The following is a 23,513-nucleotide window of genomic DNA, read 5'->3' as shown; positions in this document are numbered from 1 at the left end:
GCGCGCACGCTCTCAGGCCGCAGGCGCGCGGCCGGCCACGTCATCCCATTTGAGGCCGAATTTCAGCAGGTATTTGCGCAGGCGGTCGGCATCGTTGACCACGCTGCGCTGGGTGCGTGACTGGTCGAACAGGCGGCGCCCCGCATCGGACAGCGAGGGCGATTGCCTGCACACGCGCAGCACCGCTTCGAGCTGCATGCGGTCGAACAGATCCATCTGCTCCAGCCTATCGGCGGGCAACAGCGCATCAAGGCCGCAGCCGGCGCCGGCGGGGGCGGGCTGCGCTGCCTCGCCCCGTTGCCACAGCCACTGCATGCGCTGGATCTCGGCATCGACCAGGGCCGTGGAGATGCGCCCTCCGTCAGCCAGCGTGGCCAGGCGCGTCATGCTGGCCGACAGGTCGCGGAAGTTGCCGCTCCACAGCGCCTCGGGCGAGCGCGCAAAGCGCAGATAGCGCTCGCGGGCCTCCACGTTGAAGCGCACCATCTGGCCGGTCTCGTCGGCCGAGCGCGCGAGCAGGTGGTCCATGTTGGGTTCTATGTCCTCGGGGCGCCCGGCCAGGCCCGGCAGCGCGTAGGACCACAGGTTGATGCGCGCGAACAGATCCTCGCGAAAGCGCCCCTGCGCCACGTCGATGCGCAGGTCGCGGTGCGTGCCGGCGACCAGCTGGAAATCGCTGCTGACCTCGCGGTCGCTGCCCATGGGATAGAAGCGCTTTTCCTCCACGGCCTTGAGCAGCATGGCCTGTTCGTCCAGGCCCAGCTCGCCGATTTCGTCCAGGAACAGCACGCCCTGGTGCGCGCTGCGCAGCAGGCCGGCGCGGTCGGCCGCAGCGCCCGTGAACGCGCCCTTCTTGTGGCCGAACAGCACCGAGGCTGCACCATCGCCGCGCAGCGTGGCGCAATTGACCTCGACGAACTCGCCCTGCACCTGGTGCCTGGCCTTCTTCAACTCGTACATGCGCCGCGCCAGATGCGATTTGCCCGCACCCGTGGGTCCCGTGAGCAGGATGGGCGCGCGCGAGCGCACGGCCACGCGCTCGATCTCGTCAATCAGCGCGTTGAACCCGGCATTGCGCGTGGCGATGCCGCTCTTGAGAAATTGCACGGCCTCGCTCTGCTCGGCGCCGAAGCGCTGGGCGATCACGTCGTAGCGCGACAGGTCCAGGTCGATCAGCGCATAGCTGCCCGGGTCGCCCATGCGCTGGCGCCGGGGCGGCGAAGTCTGGGCCAGCACGCCGGGAATGCGGCGCGACTCCACCAGCAGGAACAGGCAGATCTGTGCCACGTGCGTGCCCGTGGTGATGTGGGTCCAGTACTCCTCGCGCTCGGGGTCGAAGCGATAGGCCTGCGTCCAGTCGAACAGCCGCGCATAGACCTCGCCGAAATCCCAGGGATCGGCAATGTCCATGGGCACGAGGTTCACCCGGGTCTCGGGCGATGCCGTGGCGATGTCGCCCTGCAGCAGCTGCGCCAGGGCCAGATGGGGCGGCGTGTAGAGCAGCTCCAGCCGCTCCACCACCAGATTCTCGTGCTGCATGAGGGAGAGGGTCGGCCGCCATTTCTCCCAGCGCCCCGCGCCCCTGCCGGAGTCCAGCTGCGTACCCAGAAAGCCGATGACGACCTTTTTCTTTTCCATGTTTTTGTCTAATTGGATAGCTGAAATTCTAGTTTCTTTGGATTGAAGAAGAAATCAAGAAAAGTGTGATTTGAGATTTATCCAAATAAATCAAGGGGTTGAAGAAATTTTTGGCACCAGATGCCGGGCTGGCACGCATCTCGCAATAAGCAAGGCATCCAGTGCAGGCGGTGACCGCTCACAGGCCGGGGTTGGGGCAAACGCCCGCCCCGCCGGTGCGGGAAGTCCGGGCCCCCAGGGGCCTGTCGATTTCCCGCATGCCGCACGCCGCAGGCGCTGGGTGACGGCAAGGTTGTGGAAACCGTCCCGCAAGGGACTCCTGGTTCGACTCCAGGCTTGCCAGCCACTGGTAGCTCAGTCTGGTAGAGCACCCTCGCAAGAGGACTGTCGCAGGTTCGATTCCTGTCCACTCTTCCGGCCGCAAGGCCGGGCTATTGAAACGGTCGAAAGACCACCCGCCGAACGCGGGAGGTGGCCGCCGGGTTGCGATGCAGCCCCAGGCCGCCCCCCGTCAGCAGCGGCGGCTGTGCCAGGTCCCGGCACGGTCCGCGCCCGCAGCCAGCCACGCTGCAACCTGTTTCCAGGGTTGCCGCCACGGCGCACTGCAAGGCCCGGGCCGTGCCCCCTGGAACCCCGCCGCTGCTGTAACGGCACCCCTATTGATTGCGGCGAAGACGCCGAACGAGGAGAAGAAGAAATGCTGAAGATCCAACGCATCACCATCAAGAAGAACGAACGCGCCCTGCTGCTGCGCAATGGCGATTTCGAGCGCGTGCTGCACAGCGGCCGGCACTGGCTGTTTGCCGGCACCGACCAGCTGCGCGTGGAAACCTTTGCCCTGGAGCAGCCCGCCTTCACGCACGGCCTGGCCGACTACCTGATGGCGCAGGAGCCCGCCGTGGTGGCCGCCGAATTCCTGCGCGTGGAACTGTCCGAAACCGAGGCGGGCCTGCGCAGCGAAAACGGCGTGCTGGTCGAGATCCTGCCGCCCGGCACGCGCCGCCTGTACTGGAAGGGACTGGTGGATGTGAGCGTGCAGGTGGTCGACCTGCAGGCCGGCGCCGAGCTGCCCGCCGCCCTGGCGGCGCGCCTGACCCAGACGCAGCTGCGCCAGCGCAGCGTGTCCGGCCTCAACGGCGTGCTGCAGGTGCAGGTGCCCGCAGGCCAGTGCGCGCTGCTGACCATCGACGGCAAGGTGGACCGCCTGCTGCAGGCCGGCAGCCATGCGTTCTGGAAGTTCGGCCGCAGCATTGCCGTGGAGCTGGTGGACCTGCGCCTGCAGGCCGTCGAGGTCTCGGGCCAGGACATCATGACCCGCGACAAGGTGAGCCTGCGCCTGAACCTGAGCGCCACCTATCGCCACACCGACGTTCTGCGCGCCTTTGCCCAGCTGCAAAAGCCCGCCGAGCACCTGTACCGGGAGCTGCAGTTCGCGCTGCGCGCCGCCGTGGGCACCCGCACGCTCGATGAGCTGCTGGAGAACAAGACGGTGATCGACGACGTGGTGACCGCTCACATGGCGGCCAAGCTGCAGCCCTTCGGCATGGTGGTGGAGAGCGTGGGCGTGAAGGACATCGTGCTGCCCGGCGAGATGAAGGCCATCCTGACCCAGGTGGTGCAGGCCGAAAAGCAGGCCCAGGCCAACGTGATCCGCCGCCGCGAGGAAACAGCGGCCACGCGCTCGCTGCTCAACACCGCCAAGGTCATGGAGGACAACCCCGTGGCCCTGCGCATGAAGGAGCTGGAGACGCTGGAGCGCGTGGCCGAGCGCATCGACAAGATCTCCGTGTTCGGAGGGTTGGACCAGGTGCTCAACGGGCTGGTGAAGATGCGTTGATCACGCGATGAGGCGGGCGTGGAGTCGCCGGCGGTGCCGGTTGCCTCATGCCTGCCCTTGAAGGAGAGACACCATGGACAAGAAGATGACATCGAAAAGGATGCAATCGCCTGCAGCGCAAATACAGGAGCGTACAGACGCCCTGGCTGCTGCATCACAGGCGCTCTACCAGAGCTTTGCTGGATACAGGTCGCCGTCGGTAGCGCTGGACGCTTGCGTCACATGCTGCATGGATGCAGACCTGGAGCGCGAGATGCGTCGACTGCCCCTGCGCAGCCTGACCGAGCACCATTTCTACCAATACAACGACGCTGCCAAAAGCTTGGTCCAGCCTGCGGATGAGATCAAGTACCTGGCGCCAAGAATGTTGGAACTGCTGGCGCAGGGCGCAAGGCTGCACCACTCCACCGAGTTGTATCTGGACCGCCTTGGTCGTTGCGAGCCCGGCTCCTTTTCATCGCAGGAAAGCGCGGCGTTGCAAGCCTTTGCTCGTGCCTTCTTTGCCTTGGGGCTGGAGCAGTGGGCTGAGCCGGACACCAGCGTCTTCCAGGGCGAAGAGGCCTTCTCCTTTTTGCTCATGTGGGACTACGCCGGTGTGCCACTCCAGCCCCTGCTGGATCACTGGCTGACCTGTGACAGCGAGAGCGCCACGCTGCATTTTGTCGATGCATGCTTCTACGAATTCATCTGGGGTGGGCACTGCATCAGCAATGCCTTCGCATCCGATCGCAATGGCTACCGTGCAACGATGGAGCAGTGGCTCTCGCAGACAGGCAACAAGAAGCATTGGGCAGAAAAGCTGCTGCAACTGGCCGAGCGTGGCCCGGCCAGCACCTGGCTGCCTTCAGGCAAGCGCGACCACCAGTGCTACCCGCTGGATGAGCGCATAGGCGCGGTATTCGACGCCATGGCCACTTGAGGCGAAAACACGATTCAACCAAGAACAAAGATATGAAAGAGAACAGCACCATGAACAACTACCAACAGCATGATGTCGAGGGCGGCGTCCCCATCAAGATGTGGACCAAGGGCGTGCCCGTCGAGGACGAGGCGCGCAAGCAGCTGGAGAACGCCGCGCGCCTGCCCGTGGTGTTCAAGCATGTCGCAGCCATGCCCGACGTGCACCTGGGCATAGGCGCCACCGTGGGCTCGGTGATCCCGACCATCAAGGCCATCATCCCGGCGGCCGTGGGCGTGGACATCGGCTGCGGAATGATGGCTGCCAAGACCACGCTGCGCGCCGAGGACCTGCCCGACAACCTGGGCCCGCTGCGCTCGGCGATAGAGCAGGCCGTGCCGCATGGCTCGGTGCCGCGCCACCGGGGCCGTGATCCAGGCAGCTGGGAGAACCCGCCCGTGTCGGTGGACCAGGTCTGGGCCACGCTGGCCGAGGAGTTCGACCTGCTGTGCGAGCTGCATCCGCGCCTGGCCAACACCAACAACCGCAAGCACCTGGGAACGCTGGGCAGCGGCAACCACTTCATCGAGATCTGCCTGGACGAGGCGGGCTTCGTGTGGTTCATGCTGCACTCGGGCTCGCGCGGCGTGGGCAATGCCATCGGCACCCATTTCATCGAGCTGGCCAAGAAGGACGCAGAACTGCATCAGCGCAACCTGCCCGACAAGGACCTGGCCTATTTCGAGGAAGGGGCCCGCTACTTTGGCGACTATGTGCGCGGCGTGTCCTGGGCGCAGAAGTTCGCCATGCGCAACCGCGAGGTGATGATGGCCAACCTCATCGCCACGGTGCGCAAGGTGATCGCCAAGCCCTTCGAGTCGCATGTGGAGGCGGTGAACTGCCACCACAACTATGTGCAGCAGGAGCGCCATTTCGGCCAGGACGTGTTCATCACCCGCAAGGGCGCGGTGAGCGCGCGGCGCGGCGAGCTGGGCATCATCCCGGGCAGCATGGGCGCGCGCAGCTATATCGTGCGCGGCCTGGGCAACCCGGAGAGCTTCGAGAGCTGCAGCCACGGTGCGGGCCGCGTGATGAGCCGGACCAAGGCCAAGAAGATGTTCAGCGTGGAGGACCACATCAAGGCCACCGAGGGCGTGGAATGCCGTAAGGATGCCAATGTGGTGGACGAGATTCCCATGGCCTACAAGGACATCGATGCGGTCATGGCCGCGCAGCAGGATCTGGTGGAGGTGGTGCACACCCTGAAGCAAGTGGTGTGCGTGAAAGGGTGAGTGGATGAGGGCCCCGGGCTCTCATCCTCCGGAACAGAAAGCAGGATGAGAGCATGAGGGAAGAGAAGGTATTGAGCGCGCATCCGGTCTCCGACGCCATGCGCGCCACGGTGCTGGCCAACCTGGCCGAGGTGGAGCGCAGGCACGAGGTCACGGTGCTGTTTGCCTGCGAGTCGGGCAGCCGCGGCTGGGGCTTTGCCTCGCCCGACAGCGACTATGACGTGCGCTTCATCTACGTCCACCGCCTGCCCTGGTATCTGACGGTGGCGCCGGGCCGCGATGTCATAGAGCAGCCGCTCAGCGGCGAGCTCGATGTCAGCGGCTGGGAGCTGCGCAAGGCGCTGGGGCTGCTGCGCGCCTCCAACCCCACGCTGCTCGAATGGCTGCGCTCGCCCGTGGTCTACCGGCAGGAGCAGCCCTGGGCCGAGCGCCTGCATCTGCTGGCCGAGCAGGGCTTTTCGCCGGTGCGCGGCTACCACCACTACGTGGCCATGGCGCGCAAGAACCTGCGCGCCCACCTGCAGGGTGATGTGGTGCGCTACAAGAAGTACTTCTACGTGCTGCGCCCCTTGCTGGCCGCGCGCTGGATACGCGAGGGGCGTGGTGCGCCGCCCATGCGCTTTGCGCAGCTGGCGGCGGGCACGCTGGAGGATGCAGGCCTGCTGGCCGAGCTCAACGAGCTGCTGGAGCTCAAGATGCGCCTGGGCGAGGCCGCCAAGGGGCCGCGCCGGGTGCGGGTCCATGATTTCCTGGAGCGCGAGCTGGCCCATGCCATGGCCCATGCGCCCGATCCGGGGGGCCAGGCCGATGCGGCGCCGCTGGACCGCTATCTGCGGGATGCCGTGGCGCGCTTTGGCGGCAATTGGCGGCAATGAATGAAAGAGAAAAATGAAAGTGATCGAGATCGACGGCTCCGCCGGGGAGGGCGGAGGCCAGATGCTGCGCAGCGCGCTGGCGCTGTCCATGTGCACGGGTCAGCCCTTTGCCATGCAGCGCATCCGTGCCGGGCGCGCCAAGCCGGGCCTGATGCGCCAGCACCTGGCCTGCGTCAATGCCGCCGCCGAAATCTGCGGCGCGCAGATGCAGGGCGCCGAGATGAATTCGCAGGCGCTGCAATTCACACCGGGGCCGGTGCGTGCGGGCGAGTACCGCTTCGTGATCGCCTCGGCCGGCAGTTGCACCCTGCTGCTGCAGACGCTGTGGCCCGCGCTGATGCTGGCCGATGGCGAAAGCCGCCTGACCCTGGGCGGCGGCACCCACAACCCGGCCGCGCCGCCCTTCCATTTCCTGGAGCGCAGCTATGCGCCGCTGCTGCACAGGCTGGGCGCGCGCTGCGAACTGCGGCTGCGCCGGCTGGGCTTTTATCCGGCCGGTGGCGGCGAGATGGACGTGACGATCACGCCGGCAACCAATGGGCTTGTGCCTTTCGATATTACCGAACGCGGCGCCCCCGTGGCCAGCCATGCCGAATGCTTTGCGCCCGCGCTGCCACGCGCGGTGGCCCAGCGCGAACTGGACCATCTGGGCCAGGCCCTGGACTGGTCTGGCGAGCAACTGCAGGTGGCTGCCGTGCGCCAGAACGAGGGGCCGGGCAACGCGCTGCTGGCCACGCTGGCCTATGAGCACCTGAGCGAAGTGTTCACGCAGTTCGGCAAGAAGGGCGTCAGCGCCGAAAAGGTGGCGCATGACCTGGCACGCGAGGTGCGCCGCCACCAGGGCAGCCGGGCCGCGCTGGGCCCGTACCTGGCCGACCAATGGGCCCTGCCGCTGGCGCTGGCCGTCTGGCGCAGCGGGCGCGGTGCCAGCTACGCCTGCACGGAACTGACGCCGCATGCGCGCAGCAATTTCGAGGTGATCGAGCGCTTTGTGCCTGTGCGCTTCGCTACGGACGCAACGGGCGACGGCTGGCGTATTTCGCTCTCGCCAGCCTGAGCGGCCTCAGCGATCGGCCCGCACCAGCGTGCTCTTGCCGAACAGGCTCTCCAGCAGGTCCACCACCAGCTCGGCCGTCTGGTTGCGCAGGTCCAGCGCCGGGTTCAGTTCCACCAGGTCCATCGAGCCCAGGCGTCCGGTATCGGCCAGCATCTCCATGCACAGCTGGGCCTCGCGGTAGCTGGGGCCGCCGCGCACGGGCGTGCCCGTGCCGGGCGCGATGTCGGGATCGAGGTAGTCCACGTCGAAGCTCAGGTGCAGGTGGGTGTCGCTGCCGGCGAGGCCGTCGAGCGCGCGGCGCATGACCTCGCGCATGCCCAACTCGTCGATGGCGCGCATGTCGTACACCTCGATGTCCAGCGAATGCAGCAGGCGCTTTTCCTGGTCATCCACGCTGCGCAGGCCGATCTGGCACAGCGAGGCGGCATCCAGCGCCGGATCGCCGCCCTGGGACAGCGCGGTCAGCGGCTCGGGCCCCAGGCCGCACAGGCTGGCCACGGGCATGCCGTGCAGGTTGCCGCTGGGCGAGATATCGGGCGTGTTGCAGTCGGCGTGGGCGTCGAGCCAGATCACGCGCAGCGCGCGGCCCAGGCGGCGGCAGTGGGCGGCCACGGCACTGATCGAGCCCATGGCCAGGCTGTGGTCGCCGCCCAGCATCAGCGGCAGCTCGCCATCGTCCAGCGCCTGGCCAACGGCCTGGTGCACGGCGTCCATCCAGGCGCGGGCCGGTGCGAGGTGGCGCAGCCCCTGCTCGGGCGGTGTCTGGGGATTGGGCGGACCGGCCAGGTTGCCGATGTCGCGCACCTGGCAGCCCAGCTGGCGCAGCGCCGGGGCCAGGCCGGCCACGCGCAGCGCGTCGGGGCCCATGGCGCTGCCCAGGCGGCTGGCGCCGATGTCGGTGGGCACGCCTATGAGTCTCAGGGCGCGTGCGGTCTGCGGGGACGTATGGGTGTTCATGCTCATGGGACCCATGGTATGCAGTCCCCGTGTCAGCCAAAGCCGCGTTCTGCCTGCCCGGCCTCGCGCACCAGCCGGTACAGGTCGCGGGGGTCGGCCAGCGAAGGCACCAGGTCGATCGACTGCATCAGCCCGGTGTCGTGGGCCAGCGCGCGCAACCAGCGCAGGGCCGAATAGTCTTCCAGCGCAAAGCCCACGGAGTCGAACAGCGTGATCTCGGTGTCGTGCCCGCGTCCCGGCGCCAGGCCATTGATGACCTGCCACAGCTCGGTCACGGGCGCGTCGGCGGGCAGCTGCTGTATCTCGCCTTCCACGCGCGTCTGGGGCGTGAACTCCACGAAGATGCGCGCGCGCCGCAGCAACTCCACGGGCAGTTCGGTCTTGCCGGGGCAATCGCCGCCGACGGCATTGATGTGGGTGCCGGGGCGCACATCGGCATCGGCGATCACGCAGGCGCGGCGCTTGGCGGCCGTGACCGTGGTGACGATGTCGGCGCCTTCCAGCGCCTGGGCGCTGCTGGTGCAGCAGGTGATGCGCTGGGCGGCAATGCCTGCATGGCCCAGGTTGTCCACCAGCTTGCGCATGGCCTGGACGTCGATGTCGAAGATGCGCAGCCGCTCCACGCCCAGCAGGTGGGTGAAGGCCAGGGCTTGGAATTCGGACTGCGATCCTGCGCCGATCAGCGCCATGCTGCGGCAGCCCGGCCGCGCCAGCCGGCGCGCGGCCAGCGCCGAGGTGGCGGCGGTGCGCAGCGCCGTGGCCAGCGTCAGGTCGGACAGGAAGACCGGCAGGCCCGTGGCCACGTCGGCCAGGGCGCCGAATGCCATCACCGTGGGCAGGTCCCGGTCGGCGTTGTCTGGATGGCCATTGACGTACTTGAAGGCGTAGTCCAGCGCATCGGACACGGGCATGAGCTCGATCACGCCGCCGGGCGAATGGTGGGCGAGGCGGGCCGATTTCTCGAAATCGGGCCAGCGCGCGAAGTCTTGCTCGATGGCATCGGCCAGGCCGGCCAGGCAGGCGGCGACGCCGACCTGCGCCACCAGGCGTGCGGCCTGCGTGGCGCCGAGGAAATCCGTGTGGACGGGCGTGGTTCGAGTCTTCATGGTGCTCTCCCTCGCGGTTGCTTCCACTGTAGGCCCGGGCCGAAGCGCAGGCAAGCGGGTTTCGGCTGGCGCCTGCGCGGGGAATCGCGGTGCGCGTATGCTCGGCACCCAAGCTATGAACCAACTGCATCTGTTTTTGCCCTGCGCCGCCGGCGTCGAGGGATTTCTGGCCGACGAGGTCCACGCGATCACCGGCCTGAGCGGCCACGACCTCCTGGTCGGCCGTGGCGGCGTGATGGTGCGCGGCCTGTGGCGCGACGCCATGCTGCTGAACCTGCACAGCCGTCTGGCCCAGCGCGTGCTGGTGCAGCTGTCGCAGACCCTGTACCGCAACGAAAACGACCTGTACCGCGCCGCCAGCGAAGTGGCCTGGGAGATCTGGTTCTCCCCGCGCGAGAGCTTCAAGATCGAAGTCACGGCCCAGCACAGCCCGCTGACCAGCCTCAACTTTGCGGCGCTGCGCGTCAAGGACGCCATTGCCGACCGCTTCCGCGACAGGAAGGGCGTGCGCCCCGACGTGGAAACGCGCCACCCCGACGTGCGCGTGCACCTGCACCTGACGACCGACGAGGCCACCATCTACATCGACACCTCGGGCGAGGCGCTGTTCAAGCGCGGTTGGCGCGAGGACAAGGGTGATGCGCCGCTCAAGGAAACCCTGGCCGCGGCCATGATCGCCGCCACGGGCTGGGACCCGCACGGCGACGATCCCCAGCCGCTGTACGACCCCTGCTGCGGCAGCGGCACGGTGCTGATCGAGGCCGCGCAGATCGCCCGGCGCATTCCGGCAGGCATCCTGCGGCGCTTCGCGTTCGAAAAGCTCGTGCCCTTCCAGAGGCATGTGTGGGAAGCCATGCTGGACGAGGCAGAGGCCGCCATCCTGCCCGACAGCCCCGTGGGCATCTATGGCTCCGACGTGTCCCACCGCATGGTGGACTTCGCCCAGCGCAACGCCGAGCGCGCGGGCGTGGGCCAGACCGTGCAGCTGCGCGGCGGCGACGCGCTGCAGCGCATGCCGCCCTGCGAGCAGCCCGGCCTGATGCTGCTGAATCCGCCCTATGGCGAGCGCATTGCCGCAGCCGGCTCGGCCGGCCGCAGCGCCGGCGAGCGCATGGCCGTGGTCGAGCGCGCGGGCCGCGAGACGGCCCAGACCGAGGACGGCGTGGAATTCTTCAGCCAGCTGGCCACCCACTGGAAGAAGAACTACAGCGGCTGGAGCGCCTGGATGCTCACGCCCGACCTCAAGCTGCCCGGCAAGATGCGCCTGAAGGAAGCGCGGCGCACGCCCATGTGGAACGGCCCCATCGAGTGCCGGCTGTTCCGCTTCGACATGGTCCGTGGCGCTGTCAAGCCCAGAAAGGCCGCCGAAGGCCCGGCAGAGGGCGCCGCGCCATGAAGATCGTGCTGCGCTGGCCGCAGTGCAACGACGGCTACGAAGGTCCCCTGCCCCGGCCCGTGGTGCTCGATACCAATGTGGTCCTTGACATGCTGATCTTCGACGATCCGCATGTTCCGCCGATCCGCGAGCTGGTGGAGCAGGGGCAGATGCGCTGGATCGCCGACCAGGCCCAGCGCATCGAGCTCGAACGCGTGCTGCACTACAGCCAGATCGCGCCGCGCGTGGCCTTCTACGGCAAGACGGTCGAGGGCGTGCTCTCGGCCTTCGACGGAGCCGTCGAATACGTGGCCGATGCGCCGCGCATCCGCTTTGCCTGCACCGACCCCGACGACCAGCATTTCCTGGACCTGGCCAGCCAGCACCAGGCGCTGCTGATCAGCAAGGACAAGGCCGTGCTCAAGCTGCGCAAGCGCGTGGCCGGCCTGGGCGCCACCGTGGGCAACATTCTGCTGGCCGAGCAGGAAGAGGCACTGGCCGCCTGAAGCCTGGATGCTGTTGTGCAGCAACCACCCAGGCGGCAATGGGGCAACAGGCTGGGTGCGGCCGGCTTGAAGGCTTTCTCCTAAACTGGCGGCCATGCAGGAGGCGCAAGCCCTTCTGCCAGGAGGACGGCCTCCCCCACATCGGGACATGCATGCGCCGGGACGACCCGGCTTCACAAGGAGTTTTCCATGGCATGGGTCTATCTGTTGGTGGCGGGGCTGCTCGAAGTGGTCTGGGCGTTCTCGATGAAGCAATCGCACGGCTTCACGCGGCTGGTGCCCAGCGCCATCACCATCGTCACCATGATCGCCAGCTTCGGCCTGCTGGCCGTGGCCATGCGCAGCCTGCCGCTGGGCACGGCCTACACGATCTGGACCGGCATCGGCGCCGTGGGCGCCTTCCTGGTCGGCATCACGGTCCTGGGCGAGCAGGTCAGCGCCATGCGCATCGGCGCGGCCGTGCTCATCGTCTCGGGCCTGGTGCTGATGAAGATGTCCTCGGACTGAGCGGGTGGCCGTTCAGCGGCCCGTGCCCAGCTCCAGCGTCAGGCGCAGCATGTCGCGGTGCTGCACGCCGCGCTCCCACAGCTGGGTGGTGTAGTGCTTCAGAAAGAAGTCACGCACGATGCCCGTCACGCGAAAACCCGCGCGCTGGTAGAAGACCAGCTGGTCGCCGAAGCTGCCGGTGCCGACCTCGATGCGGGGAGCACCTTGCGAGCGCGCCCAGGCGATGGCCTGGCGCAGCAGGGCGGTGCCCAGGCCCCGGTGGTGCAGCGATTCCGCGACCGCGATGTTCATCAGCTCCCAGGCGGGTGGGCCTGAGGCCTCGTCGCCGCTGGCGCGCAGCGGCACCAGCACGCACATGCCCAATACCTCGCCGCGCCCGCCGGGACGCGGCGGCTGGCCTTCGCGCTGGAAGGACTCGCGCGCGGCAAAACAGGTGGAGCCCGCCAGATAGCCGCGCACCTTTTCCCGCGACGGGTCCGCCGACAGCAGCAGCGGCCATGGCGCCTCGGCCGGGTTCAGCGGCTCTATGTGCCAGGGTGCGAGGGAAACGGAAGGCGCGGTCATAAGCCTGAATCATCCCATGCCTGACATTGGGACGCAGTTGGGCGCCTCTGCGGAATCTTGACGTGCGCTTACAACTGTGCGTTTGCATGCCGAGATCTAGTGGTTTATACTTATTCCTAGGGTAAACGCTTAGAGGGTTTTCCCGGCATTCGCGGCACTTGAGATGCATGCCGCCAGTGATTGTTGAGCGTCTCAGTAAGGAAGTTCACCATGCGCCAAGCAATCTATTCCCTGATCGATTTCATCCAGCAAGCCCGCAACGCCGAGCTCGAAATCGCCAACCAGTAATCCGGTTGGAGGCAGGTGCGCCCTGAAGCGCGCCCACCGATGCGATCGCCCCATTGCCGATGATGGCCTTGGGGCTTTTGTGTTTCTGGGCGCCGGGCTTGCGGGCACAGGGCAGCGGAGTCCTGACTACAGGCCCAGCACCAGCCTGCCGCTCCTGGCGCGCGAGCAGCAGCTCATCATCTTGGTGCAGGCCGCACGCTCGCCGCGCGTGAGCACCATGTCTCGGTGGTCCACCTCGCCGTCGAGCACGGGCACTTCGCAGGACCCGCACAGCCCTTCCCGGCAGTCGCTTTGCACTTCGATCTTCGCGCTGCGCAGGGCGTCCAGCAGCGTCTGGTCGTTGCGCACCTGCAGCACAAGGCCCGAGGCGCGCAGTTCCACCTCGAAGCCCTGCTCCCTGGCAGGGTCCAGCGCCCCCACGGTGGAGACGAAGTGCTCCACGCGCAGGCTGTCCTCGGGCCAGTGGCGGCTGGCGGCCTCCAGGCCGTGCAGCAGGCGCGCCGGTCCGCAGGCATGGATGCGGGCTCCGGCGCGCGGCGTGGCCAGCAGGGCGGCGTAGTCGGCGCGCCGGCCTTCCTCCGCCACGTACAGGTGCAGCCGGGCGCCATGCTCGGCCTGCAGCGGCGCCAGCAGCGCCATGCCCGCGCGGCGCCGGCCGCTGTAGTGGATTTCATAGGACAGGCCCAGCGCCCTGGCGCGCCGTGCCATGGCCGAGATGGGCGTGATGCCGATGCCGCCGGCCACCAGGATCAGGTGGCTGGCGCCTTCGTCCAGCGGGAAATGGTTGCGCGGGCCCCGGACCTGTACGGTGGCGCCGCGGTGCAGATGCGCATGCACCCAGGCCGAGCCGCCACGGCCGTTGGCCTCGCGCAGCACGGCAATCTCGTAGCTGCCGGTGTCCTGCGGGTCGCCGCACAGCGAGTACTGGCGCGACAGGCCCGTGTCGCCGCATTGCAGGTCGATGTGCGAGCCCGGCGTCCAGCGCGGCAGGGCGTGACCATCGGCGGCCTTCAGGCGCAGGCGCAGCACGCCTTCGGCGGCAGCCTCGGCCTCGGCCACGACCATGGGCCGGCTGGCGCCGCCCTGCAGGGCTTCGCCGATGCGCACGGGCTGGCGCGCCTGCAGCAGGGCGGGACGGGCGCGCTCGGGGTTCAGGGCCGGGTCCCACTCCACCCACAGGTGTTCGGGGCCCCGGAACGAGGTGTTGGGCACGTAGGTGAACCGCTGCTCGGCCAGCCGCATGTGGGGCAGGCGGCGCGTGAACTCCTCCAGGAAGATCTGCATCTCCATGCGCGCCAGGTTCTTGCCCATGCACTGGTGCGAGCCATAGCCGAAGGTCAGGTGGTCGCCGGCGTTGTCGCGGTGGATGTCGAAGAAGTCGGCATCGGCGAAATGCCGCTCGTCGTGGTTGGCCGACGAGGTCACGATGAGCAGCTTCGAGCCCGCCGGCACGGCCACGCCGCCGATCACCACGTCGCGCGTGGCCAGGCGTCGCCAGGCGGCCACCGAGCCGTTGTGGCGCAGGCATTCCTCCACGGCATTGGGGATCAGCGCGGGGTTCTCGCAGATCTGCTTCCAGGCGCCGGGATGCTGCAGCAGCAGCTTGACGGCGTTGGCCGTGGCATTGGCCGTGGTCTCGTGCGCGGCCACGATGCCGGCCATCATCATGGAGTGCAGGTAGGAGTCGGTGACGACCTCGGGAAGCTCCTTTTGCTTGCGTATGCCGTATTGCATCCAGCCCGGCGCATCGGGGTTCTCGCGCATCTTGGCCAGCACCTTGCCGGCCAGCTGCCAGAAGTTGCCCACCGCATGGGCCACGGCCACCTGCTGCTCGGGCCGGGGCCGGCCCCAGGTGTTGACGGTGTGGGCGATGGAGTACTCGCGCAGCCTGTCCATGTCCTCCTCGGGCACGCCGAGGAAGTGCAGGGCCACGGTCAGCGGCACCTCCCACAGCATCTGGTCCACAAGGTCGGCGCGGCCGTCGTCGATGAAGCGGTCCACATAGGCGCGCGCCAGCTCGCGCACCATAGGCTCGTGGTGGCGCAGCTCCTCGGGCGTGAACGGGTCCATCAGCGCGCGGCGGCGCGGCATGTGGGCGGGCTCGTCTTCGTTGACCAGGGTGCGGTTCAGCGCGAAGCCGTAGGAGGCCAGCACGGCATTGGCCTCCTCGCCCGTGGGCGTGATCTTCTCCAGCGCGATCGAGGGACTGAAGGCGATGTTGTCGCGGAACACCGCCTTGATGTCGTCGAAGCGCGTGACCACCCAGTAGCCCAGTTGCGGGCTGTAGAACACCGGCTCCTGCTCGCGCGCCCAGCGCACATATTCGGGCGGGTCTTGCTGGTAGCCGTCGCTGAACGGGTCGAAGGCTGCGGCACCCGCGCTGACGGGGCAGCCCGTGGGGCCGGTCTGGCCGCTGGGCTGGCGGTGGTCGAAGGGGCAGCGCGCGGAGGCGGGCGCAAATGCTGGCGCAGAGGCGGACGGGGCGGTGTCAGAGGCGGCGGAGGCAGTCATGGCAGGTTCGCAGGCAGACAGTAGGCGCGGAGGGTCAATCCAAAGTGATGTTCTGGTCGCGGATCAGCTGGTGCCAGCGCGTGCTTTCGCTGGCCAGCAGCGCGGCGAACTGCTCGGGCGTGTTGCCCACGGGCTCCACGCCGAAATCCACGAGCTTCTGGCGCACGGCGGGCTCGTTGATCGCGGCCACGACCTGCCTGTGCAGGGCCGCGATGACCGGGGCCGGGGTCCTGGCGGGCGCCACCAGTCCTACCAGGGCGGCGGCCTGCACCTTGGGCAGGCCCAGCTCGGCGAAGGTGGGCACGTCGGGCAACTGGGGCAGGCGCGTGGCGTTGGCCACGGCCAGCGGGCGGACCTTGCCGGCCTTGATGAAGCCTGCGCCCGCGGCCAGGTCCACCATCATCACGGGCACCTGGCCGCCAGCCACGTCGCCCAGGGCCGGTGCCGCGCCCTTGTAGGGTGCGTGCACCAGCTTCAGGCCGGCCTCCACCCTGAGCAGTTCCATGGCCAGGTGGTGCGGGCTGCCGGCACCGGCCGAGGCGTAGTTCACGCCGTCCTTGCTGGTGCGCGCCTGGGCCAGGAAGTCTTTGGCCGTGGCCGCTGCCATGCCGGGGCCGGCCACCAGGATCATCGGGAAGCGGCCCATCAGCGTGACCGGCGCAAGGTCCCTGGCGGGGTTGTAGCTGAGGCTCTTGTAGAGCACGGGATTGAAGACCAGGGTGCCGTTGTCGGCCGACAGCACGGTGTAGCCATCGGCGGCGGCGCGCGCGGTTTCCGAGGCGCCTATGGCCGTGTTGCCGCCCGGGCGGTTGTCCACCACGATGGGCTGGTGCACCTGGCCGCCCCAGGCCTGGCCTATGGTGCGGGCCAGGAAGTCCGAGCCGCCGCCGGCCGCGTAGGGAACGATCCAGCGCACGTTCCTGCTGGGGAATCCGTCCTGGGCCAGCGCGCCGGGCAGGGCGGTGGCCGATAGCAGGCCTGCGGCCAGTGAGGTGAGGAAAAGGCGCTTGTGCATGGGGCTTGTCTCCGGTGAGGCCTGGGTGGAATCCATGGAATCTTGTTTTGCGTAATTTTTCTACGCATTGCGTAAAAATACCGCCCGGGATTACCCGCAAGCTGCGGCACAATGCCCCGCCAGCCCTTAAAACAGGCCTTTCCAGACCCGCCCTGCCGCCATGACTTCCACTGTTGCCTCCGAGATTGACGAGCCCGCGCCGCCGCGCGAAAGGCGCCAGCGCGTGCAGGCCGCCGAGACCTGCCTGGCCGTGCTCAAGGCCCTGGCCACGCTGGGCGGACGCGCCAGCCTCACGGCCATCGCGGGCGCGGTGGAGGAAAGCCCGGCCAAGGTCCACCGCTACCTGGCCAGCCTGATGGCCGAGGGGCTGGTGGAGCAGGACCGTGGCGGCACGCAGTACGCGCTGGCGGCCGAGGCCATGCGCGTGGGCCTGGCCGCCATGCGGCAGTCCGACCCCATCCGCCTGGCCGAGCCTGCCCTATTGCACCTGCGCGAGGCCTTGCAGGTCACCAGCTTCGTGGCCGTGATGGGCAACCTGGGGCCGACCATCGTGCGCTTCGAGGAGCCGGGCCTGCCGGTCACCGTCAATGTGCGCGTGGGCTCGGTGATGTCGCTGCTGTGGTCGGCCACGGGGCGCGCCTTCTTCGCCTTCATGGACGACGATGCCCGCGTGGATGCGCTGCTGGCCCGGGAGCTGGCCGAGGCGCCGGCCGCGCGGCGCGCGCTGCTCGATGGCGCGGACCCGCTGGGCACGCTGCGCCGCGAGATCCGCGCTGCGGGCTGCGCCTCGGTGCGCGACGTCAACCTGCCGGGCATCAGCGCCGTGGCGGCGCCGCTGCACGACTACACGGGCCATGTGGTGGGCGTGCTGTGCGCGCTGGGCGCCAGCGGCGGCTTCGACCCGGACCCGCAGGGCGCTGTGGCCCGGGCCCTGCGCGCCGAAGCGGCGCGCGTCAGCGCCTCGCTGGGCCATCTGCCCGATGAGGCCCGGCTGAAGCCCGGCTGAGGCCCGGTTGAGGCGTGCAGCCCGCTGCCGCTACGGCGTCACCAGCATGTAGGCCATGCGCACGCGCTGCATGTCGCGGCCCAGGCGGCGGCTCTCAGGCAGGCGGCGCACCCAGGCCAGCTGTTTCACGGTGCGCGCCATCAGGGCGCGGGTCTCGGGCTCCATGGACTGCACGAAGTCCCGCCAGGCCGTGCGCGCGGCCGGCATGGCGCCGGCCTGCTCCAGTATCCAGGCCGTAGAGTGGGCGTAGCACAGGGCATCGCGCACGCGGCACAGCGCCAGGGGCAGGTGGGCGGCGGGGTCGTCCTCGAAGTCGATGAAGCCGATCACGCCGTCTGCACAGCAGACCATGTTGCGCGCAAAGGCCTGGCTCAGGCAGTCGCCGCTGCCATGCACCTGCTGCAGGGTCTGCAGGCCCTGCAGCCACAGCGCCAGCGTGCTGCCATCCCCCCGGGGCAGGGCGGCTTCCATGGCATTGCCCAGCGAGGGCGCCTCCACGCCGGGGCTGCCCAGGTGGCGCATGGCAAAGCCGTCCTCGCACTCGGCCAGCACGGCAGGCACACGCAGGCCGCGCTGCGCGAGCTGGCGCAGGCGGCGCACCTCGGTGCGGATGGCTTCGTGGCCGCCCGGGTTGGGCACGGGCCGCAGCACGGGCAGGCGCAGGCCGGCGGCCAGCAGGGCCAGGGCGCGATAGCGCCACGCCGGGTTGCTGGCGCCCGCGCGCTTGACCCAGATGGTTTCGTCGCCGCGGTCATAGCGCTGGATGCTCAAAGGCTGGCTCAGCACATGGGCGCGCAGGAAGGCGTCGTAGTCTGGCGATTCGGAAGGCGGGACGGCGGCAAACGGTTCGGACACGGCAGGCTTTTCTGGTGGGAGGCGCAGTGCGCCAAGCATGGACCGATTGTGCCGTGTCATGTCCGTTGCGCGGGGCAAGGCCTGTTTACGGGTTTGCACTGCGCATGGCCCTGGAAATCTGTGCGGCGGCACCCTGAAAATTGAGACAATCGTTTCATCTTTTCAGCCCTCATCAATCCATGAATTCCGAAGACAGTGGCAAGCTGGTGGCCGCCCTGGTGCGCGGCATCTCCGTACTGCAGTGCTTTTCCAACAAGCACCAGGAACTCAGCGCCCGTGAACTGATGGACATGACGGGCCTGCCCAAGCCCACGCTGTTCCGCCTGATCGACACCCTGTGCGAACTGAACCTGATGCGCTACTCCGAGCGCCTGTCCAAGTACGTGCCGGGCGTGGGGCTGCTGAACCTGTCCTCGCCCGTGCTGGCGCGCATGCACATGCGCCAGTTCGCGCGGCCGCACATGCAGGAGCTGGCCAATCACCTGGAGGGCCAGATCCAGCTGGCCGTGGGCCACGGCCGCCAGCTGTGCCTGGTGGAGCTGGCCAACGGCCTGACCAACAAGGTCTTCCTGCCCGAGATCGGCGTGCACATCTCGCTGTCGCGCACCGCCACGGGCCGCGCCTACCTGCTGAGCCTGCCCGAGGCCGAGCGCGAGGCCTTCATCGCCGAGCTGCAGGCCGACGATCCCGCACGCGCCCAGCAACTGCGCGAGCGGCTCGACGATGCGCGGCGCGACCTGGCCGAGCACGGCTTTTGCCGCAGCCACGGCGACCTGCACCGCGAGATCCAGTCCATTGCCGTGCCCATGTCCACGGCCCAGGACGGCGAGTACTGGGTGTTCTCGGTCTCCCTGCCCATCTACAGCCCGCAAAGCCGCGCGCTGGAAAGCGATGCCGGGCCGCGCCTGATCACGCTGGTGCGCCTGGTCGAAGGCATGCTGGGCGCCTCCAGCCTCTCGTGAATCAGCGGGCGCTGCGCCAGACTTCCTGCGCGCGCCCTGCGCTCACCTTCTCCCGCACGCTGGCGGTGTCGGAGCCTGCGGCGCTCGCAGGACCCGGTGCATAGGCCTGGCCGTCAAAGCGTGGCGCGGGGCTGGCCTGCAGGGCGCCGCCTTCGGGCTGCAGATAGACGCCGCGCGCCTGCAGGTGCGGGTGGCTGGCTGCTTCCACGGGACTTAGCACGGCGCCGAAGCAGGCATCGCTGCCCTCCAGCAATTGCTGCCAGTGCGCGCGGGGCCGGGAGGCGAACAGCACCTGCAGTTGCGCGCGCCGCGCCGGCCAGGCGGCGCGGTCCCACTGGGGGCCCTGGAACGCTGCGGCACCGGCCAGGCCCAGCCTGTCCAGCAGCAGGGCGTGGAACTGCGGCTCGATGGCGCCCACGGTGATGAAGCCGCCATCGGCACAGGCATAGGTTTCGTAGAACGGTGCACTGTCGTGGATGCTGTGGCCGCGCTCGTCGGCCACCAGACCGCGCTGGCGCGCATGCAGCATGAGGTTGAGCATGTGCGCCGCACCATCGACGATGGCCGCGTCCACCACCGTGCCGCGCCCCGTGGCGCGCGCCTGCACGATGCCGGCCAGCAGCCCCGTCATCAGGTACATGGCGCCGCCGCCGATGTCGCCCAGCGTGGCAAACGGCGAGACCGGCCGGGCATCGGCCGGCGCGCACCCCCACAGCGCGCCCGAGACGGCCGCATAGTTGTTGTCGTGGCCGGCTGCCTGGGCGAGCGGGCCGTCCTGGCCCCAGCCCGTCATGCGGCCATAGACCAGGCGCGGGTTGAGGGCCTGGCAGGCCTCGGGCCCCAGGCCCAGGCGCTCCATGGCGCCGGGCCGCATGCCTTCGATCAGCGCATCGGCATCGCGCACCAGGGCCAGCACCAGGTCACGCCCTTCGGGCGACTTGAGATCGGCGAACACCGAGCGCTTGCCGCGCGACAGCGCGGAGGCGGCTGAGGCGGATGAGGTGGCGGCGGGTTCCGCCTCGGGCCGCACGATGGACACCACATCGGCTCCCAGGTCCGCCAGATGCATGGCGCAGAACGGCCCCGGGCCGATGCCGCCAATCTCCAGCACGCGCACGCTGTCCAGCACCTTCATGGCGTCTCCGTCGAAATCGGTTCAGTCGAGTTGCAGCTGGCGGCTGGTGATCAGCGCGCCCCAGCTCTTGCGGTCGTTGTCCACCAGCTGGGTGAACTGCGCCTGCGGCATGCCGCCCGGGCGGCCGCCGAGCTCGCGGTAGCGGCGCGCCACCTCGGGGTCCCGGAGCACGGCGACCAGGCCGTCGGTGAGCTTGCGCACCACGGCGGGCGGCGTCTGCGCGGGCAGGAAGAAACCCATCCAGCCGACCTTGTCGAAGTCCTGCAGGCCCAGCTCGGTGGTGGTGGGCACGTTGGGCAGCTCGGGCTCGCGCTGCGCGCCCGTCACGGCGATGGGATGCAGCTTGCCCGCCTTGATGTGCACCAGCGAGGCCGTGAGGTTGTCGAACATGAACTGCGTCTCTCCCGAGACGATGGCCGCCGTGGCCGGTGCCGAGCCGCGGTAGGGCACATGCACCACGTCCACGCCCGTGCGCTCGCGCAGCAGCTCGCCCATGAGGTGCGTGGTCTGGCCCACGCCGGCCGAGGAGAACGACAGCTTGCCCGGCGCCTGCCGCGCGGCCTTGAGCAGGTCGTCCAGCGAGCGCACCGGCGATGCCTGGGGCACGACCAGCACGTTGGAGAACGAGATCATGTCCGTCAGCGCCACGAAGTCCTCGGGCCTGTAGGGCAGCTTCTTGTAGGCCGTGTAGTTGATGGCGTTGGAGCCCGTGTTGCCCACCAGCACCGTATAGCCGTCCGGCTGCGCGCGTGCCACCTGGCTGGCACCGATGGAGCCGCCCGCGCCCGGCTTGTTGTCCACGATGACGGGCTGGCCCAGCCGCTCGCCCAGCTTGAGCGCCAGCAGCCGCGCGGGAATGTCGGTGGAACCCCCGGCCGCGCCCGGCACGACCAGGGTGATGGGCCGCGTGGGCCAGGCGTCGGCTGCAATGGCTGCCGTGGCGCACAGCAAGGCAGCCGCCGCCAGCGTGAGACGTTTGAACATGGTGTTTCTTCTCCGCGCGTATGCTGGGCCGGGGCGCTTCTCAGCGAGGACTCATCCGAATGGCACCGTCCAGGCGAATCGTCTCGCCATTGAGCATGGGATTTTCAAGGATGTGCAGCGCGGTCAGCGCGTACTCGGACGGGTGGCCCAGGCGTGCGGGGTTGGGCACGGAGGCGGCCAGCGACTGGCGGATGTTGTCGGGCAGCTTGGCCAGGATGGGCGTGTCGAACAGGCCCGGCGCAATGGTACACACGCGGATCATGCGCGTGGCCAGGTCGCGCGCGGCGACGATGGTCATGCCGATGATGCCGGCCTTGGCCGAGGCATAGGGAATCTGGCCGATCTGCCCCTCGTAGCCCGCCACCGAGGCCGTGAGCACGCAGGCGCCGCGCTCGCCTTGCACGGGCTCGTTGCGCGCCATGCTCGCGGCGGCCAGGCGCAGCGTGTTGAAGGTGCCGATCAGGTTCACGCGCACGATGCCCGTGTACTTGTCCAGCGAGCCCGGGCTGCCGTCCTTTTCCACCAGCCGCAGCGGCCCGCCCACGCCCGCACAGTGCACCAGGGCGCGGAACTCGCCGAAGTCCTCGGCGGCGGCAATGGCGGCGGCCATCTGGTCGGCGTCGGCCACGTCGGCCTTCACGAAGCGCAGGCGACTGCCGTGGCGCTGGCGGGCGGCGTCCACCATGGCCGCGCCGCGGTCCTCGTTCAGGTCCACCACCACCACGTTCAGGCCGCGTTCCAGCAGCGCCAGGGCCGATGCCTCGCCCAGGCCTGATACGCCGCCCGTCACCAGGGCCGTCATGTTCTCTTGCAGTTGCATGGATGTGTCTCCCGTGCCTGGCTCACAGGCGTTCGATGATGGTGGCGTTGGCCATGCCGCCGGCCTCGCACATGGATTGCAGGCCGTAGCGCGCGCCGCTGTCCTCCAGCGCGTGCAGCATGGTGGTCATCAGGCGGATGCCCGAGGCCCCCAGCGGATGGCCCAGGGCGATGGCGCCGCCGCGCGGGTTCAGCCGCTCGGGGTCGGCGCCCAGTTCCCTCAGCTCTTTCAGCCAGGCCAGGGGCACGGAGGCAAAGGCCTCGTTGATCTCGCAGTGGTCCATCTGCTCCAGCCGCATGCCGGCCTTGGCCAGCACGCGCCGCGTGGCGGGAATGGGGGCCGTGAGCATGTACAGCGGATCGTCGCCCACCACGTCCAGCGCCACGAAGCGCGCACGCGGGCGCAGGCCCAGCTGCTGGGCGCGCTTTTCGCTCATCAGCAGCATGGCGCTGGCGCCGTCGGTCATCTGCGAGGCATTGCCCGCCGTGGTGTGCCAGCGGATCTGCGGAAAGCGTGCCGACAGCTCGTCGTTCTGGAACACGGCCTTGAGCGCGCCCAGCTTCTGCGCCGTGGTGCCCGGGCGGATGGTCTCGTCGGCCGTGACGAGGCCGGCAGGCGTGGTGATGCCCACGATCTCGCGCTCGAAGTGCCCGGCCGACTGGGCCGCATGGGCGCGCTGGTGCGATCGCGCGGCATAGGCATCCAGTTCCTCGCGGCCCAGGCCCCAGCGCGCGGCCACGAGGTCGGCCGACACGCCCTGGCCCACCAGCCCCGGCGCAAAGCGCGCATCGAAGCGCGCGCCCGTGGTGTTCTGCCCCATGCGCGAGCTGCCCATGGGCACGCGGCTCATGGACTCCACGCCGCAGGCGATCACCATGTCCTGCGTGCCCGACATGATGGCCTGCACGGCAAAGTGCACGGCCTGCTGGCTGGAGCCGCACTTGCGGTCAATGGTGGTGGACGGCACATGGGCCGGCAGGCCTGCGGCCAGCCAGGCCAGGCGGCCCGGCGTGCCGGCCTGCTCGCCGGCCTGGCTCACGCAGCCGGTGATCACATCGTCCACCGCGCCGGGGTCGATGCGGTTGCGCTGCACGAGCTGCTCCAGCACCTGGCTGAGCAGATCGACGGGGTGGAGCTGGGCCAGGGCGCCATCGGGCTTGGCCCGGGCCATGGGACTGCGGATGGCATCGACGATGACAGGAGTGTTCATGCGGATTTAATGAGACTGGAGGTTCATGAAATGAATGATAAGTCTCGAAATTTGCATTGAACAAAGCGTTTTCCCGGATGAAAAACCGAGCGTAAACAAAAATACTTGCTGAAAA

General features: G+C 68.7%; 21 protein-coding genes. 10 read left to right on the top strand and 11 right to left on the bottom strand.

Translation table 11 applies throughout. The features are described 5' to 3' along the window. Positions 1–12 precede the first annotated feature (12 nt). Positions 13–1,638 carry an RNA repair transcriptional activator RtcR gene (gene rtcR / locus ACRSCF_RS30230; RefSeq protein ID WP_244387675.1) on the bottom strand — a complete coding sequence of 542 codons (1,626 nt, stop codon included), beginning with the start codon at positions 1,636–1,638 and terminating at the stop codon, positions 13–15. A 697-nt stretch (positions 1,639–2,335) separates the two neighbouring features. On the opposite strand from rtcR, the gene ACRSCF_RS30225 reads away from it, so the two are divergent. The 5 genes from ACRSCF_RS30225 to rtcA all read left to right on the top strand — a co-directional run bounded on the left by ACRSCF_RS30225 (position 2,336) and on the right by rtcA (position 7,597). Next, entirely contained in the window at positions 2,336–3,475 is a 1,140-nt protein-coding gene (locus ACRSCF_RS30225) for a slipin family protein (RefSeq protein WP_013804750.1), read from the top strand. A 73-nt stretch (positions 3,476–3,548) separates the two neighbouring features. After that, positions 3,549–4,394, top strand: a complete 846-nt coding sequence (locus ACRSCF_RS30220; protein WP_026062793.1) for a hypothetical protein — start codon at positions 3,549–3,551, stop codon at positions 4,392–4,394. A gap of 32 nt (positions 4,395–4,426) precedes the next feature. Next, positions 4,427–5,665 (top strand): RtcB family protein, encoded by a 1,239-nt coding sequence (locus ACRSCF_RS30215; RefSeq protein WP_034367706.1) that lies wholly within the window; start codon positions 4,427–4,429, stop codon positions 5,663–5,665. A gap of 53 nt (positions 5,666–5,718) precedes the next feature. Then, positions 5,719–6,540: a nucleotidyltransferase domain-containing protein gene (locus ACRSCF_RS30210; RefSeq protein WP_026062794.1), complete on the top strand. Its 822-nt coding sequence runs from the start codon at positions 5,719–5,721 to the stop codon at positions 6,538–6,540. 13 nt (positions 6,541–6,553) lie between these two features. Next, positions 6,554–7,597, top strand: coding sequence for an RNA 3'-terminal phosphate cyclase (gene rtcA, locus ACRSCF_RS30205; RefSeq protein ID WP_034367703.1), 1,044 nt, complete (start codon positions 6,554–6,556; stop codon positions 7,595–7,597). A gap of 6 nt (positions 7,598–7,603) precedes the next feature. Here rtcA and rocF read toward each other — a convergent pair whose 3' ends face one another. Both rocF and ACRSCF_RS30195 read right to left on the bottom strand, forming a co-directional pair. Next, a complete protein-coding gene (gene rocF / locus ACRSCF_RS30200; RefSeq protein ID WP_034367698.1) occupies positions 7,604–8,569 on the bottom strand; it encodes an arginase in 966 nt (321 codons plus the stop codon). Between the two features lie 17 nt (positions 8,570–8,586). Continuing rightward, entirely contained in the window at positions 8,587–9,660 is a 1,074-nt protein-coding gene (locus tag ACRSCF_RS30195) for an ornithine cyclodeaminase (protein WP_244387674.1), read from the bottom strand. Positions 9,661–9,775: 115 nt separating this feature from the next. Here ACRSCF_RS30195 and ACRSCF_RS30190 point away from each other — a divergent pair, with 115 nt between their 5' ends. From ACRSCF_RS30190 to sugE, 3 genes are all read left to right on the top strand, one after another. Continuing rightward, on the top strand, positions 9,776–11,056 hold the full coding sequence (locus tag ACRSCF_RS30190) for a THUMP domain-containing class I SAM-dependent RNA methyltransferase (protein WP_017406989.1): 1,281 nt from the start codon (positions 9,776–9,778) through the stop codon (positions 11,054–11,056). Further along, on the top strand, positions 11,053–11,541 hold the full coding sequence (locus ACRSCF_RS30185; RefSeq protein ID WP_016450511.1) for a putative toxin-antitoxin system toxin component, PIN family: 489 nt from the start codon (positions 11,053–11,055) through the stop codon (positions 11,539–11,541). Before ACRSCF_RS30190 ends, ACRSCF_RS30185 begins: the two co-directional genes overlap by 4 nt. A gap of 189 nt (positions 11,542–11,730) precedes the next feature. Then, positions 11,731–12,048: a quaternary ammonium compound efflux SMR transporter SugE gene (sugE, locus tag ACRSCF_RS30180; protein WP_013804742.1), complete on the top strand. Its 318-nt coding sequence runs from the start codon at positions 11,731–11,733 to the stop codon at positions 12,046–12,048. Positions 12,049–12,060: 12 nt separating this feature from the next. Here the strand turns inward: sugE and ACRSCF_RS30175 are convergent, their stop codons facing one another. From ACRSCF_RS30175 to ACRSCF_RS30165, 3 genes are all read right to left on the bottom strand, one after another. Next, the gene (locus tag ACRSCF_RS30175; RefSeq protein ID WP_017406990.1) at positions 12,061–12,612 is read right to left on the bottom strand and encodes a GNAT family N-acetyltransferase; all 552 of its coding nucleotides are present in this window, start codon (positions 12,610–12,612) and stop codon (positions 12,061–12,063) included. Between the two features lie 414 nt (positions 12,613–13,026). Beyond that, positions 13,027–15,411, bottom strand: coding sequence for a cytochrome P450/oxidoreductase (locus ACRSCF_RS30170; RefSeq protein WP_244387673.1), 2,385 nt, complete (start codon positions 15,409–15,411; stop codon positions 13,027–13,029). A gap of 34 nt (positions 15,412–15,445) precedes the next feature. Continuing rightward, positions 15,446–16,426: a Bug family tripartite tricarboxylate transporter substrate binding protein gene (locus ACRSCF_RS30165; RefSeq protein ID WP_244387672.1), complete on the bottom strand. Its 981-nt coding sequence runs from the start codon at positions 16,424–16,426 to the stop codon at positions 15,446–15,448. Between the two features lie 160 nt (positions 16,427–16,586). Here ACRSCF_RS30165 and ACRSCF_RS30160 point away from each other — a divergent pair, with 160 nt between their 5' ends. Further along, the gene (locus tag ACRSCF_RS30160; protein WP_016454615.1) at positions 16,587–17,432 is read left to right on the top strand and encodes an IclR family transcriptional regulator; all 846 of its coding nucleotides are present in this window, start codon (positions 16,587–16,589) and stop codon (positions 17,430–17,432) included. Positions 17,433–17,462: 30 nt separating this feature from the next. Here the strand turns inward: ACRSCF_RS30160 and ACRSCF_RS30155 are convergent, their stop codons facing one another. After that, positions 17,463–18,326: a hypothetical protein gene (locus tag ACRSCF_RS30155; protein ID WP_061289783.1), complete on the bottom strand. Its 864-nt coding sequence runs from the start codon at positions 18,324–18,326 to the stop codon at positions 17,463–17,465. Positions 18,327–18,466: 140 nt separating this feature from the next. On the opposite strand from ACRSCF_RS30155, the gene ACRSCF_RS30150 reads away from it, so the two are divergent. Continuing rightward, positions 18,467–19,249, top strand: a complete 783-nt coding sequence (locus ACRSCF_RS30150; protein WP_016450517.1) for an IclR family transcriptional regulator — start codon at positions 18,467–18,469, stop codon at positions 19,247–19,249. A 1-nt stretch (position 19,250) separates the two neighbouring features. On the opposite strand, the gene ACRSCF_RS30145 is transcribed toward ACRSCF_RS30150, so the two are convergent. Genes ACRSCF_RS30145 through ACRSCF_RS30130 form a run of 4 tightly spaced genes read right to left on the bottom strand, consistent with a single transcriptional unit; the run spans position 19,251 to position 23,398 of the window. After that, positions 19,251–20,384 (bottom strand): CaiB/BaiF CoA transferase family protein, encoded by a 1,134-nt coding sequence (locus ACRSCF_RS30145; RefSeq protein ID WP_244387671.1) that lies wholly within the window; start codon positions 20,382–20,384, stop codon positions 19,251–19,253. Between the two features lie 21 nt (positions 20,385–20,405). Continuing rightward, positions 20,406–21,368: a Bug family tripartite tricarboxylate transporter substrate binding protein gene (locus ACRSCF_RS30140; protein ID WP_034367696.1), complete on the bottom strand. Its 963-nt coding sequence runs from the start codon at positions 21,366–21,368 to the stop codon at positions 20,406–20,408. Between the two features lie 40 nt (positions 21,369–21,408). Then, on the bottom strand, positions 21,409–22,188 hold the full coding sequence (locus ACRSCF_RS30135; protein ID WP_016450520.1) for an SDR family NAD(P)-dependent oxidoreductase: 780 nt from the start codon (positions 22,186–22,188) through the stop codon (positions 21,409–21,411). A gap of 22 nt (positions 22,189–22,210) precedes the next feature. Continuing rightward, positions 22,211–23,398: a thiolase family protein gene (locus tag ACRSCF_RS30130; RefSeq protein WP_017406998.1), complete on the bottom strand. Its 1,188-nt coding sequence runs from the start codon at positions 23,396–23,398 to the stop codon at positions 22,211–22,213. Positions 23,399–23,513 lie beyond the last annotated feature (115 nt).

This window comes from Delftia sp. 11MD (assembly GCF_050907895.1).
Lineage (GTDB): Bacteria > Pseudomonadota > Gammaproteobacteria > Burkholderiales > Burkholderiaceae_C > Comamonas > Comamonas tsuruhatensis.
Note: the sequence above shows the minus strand (reverse complement) of the source record. Positions and strands in the feature narration are given on the sequence as shown.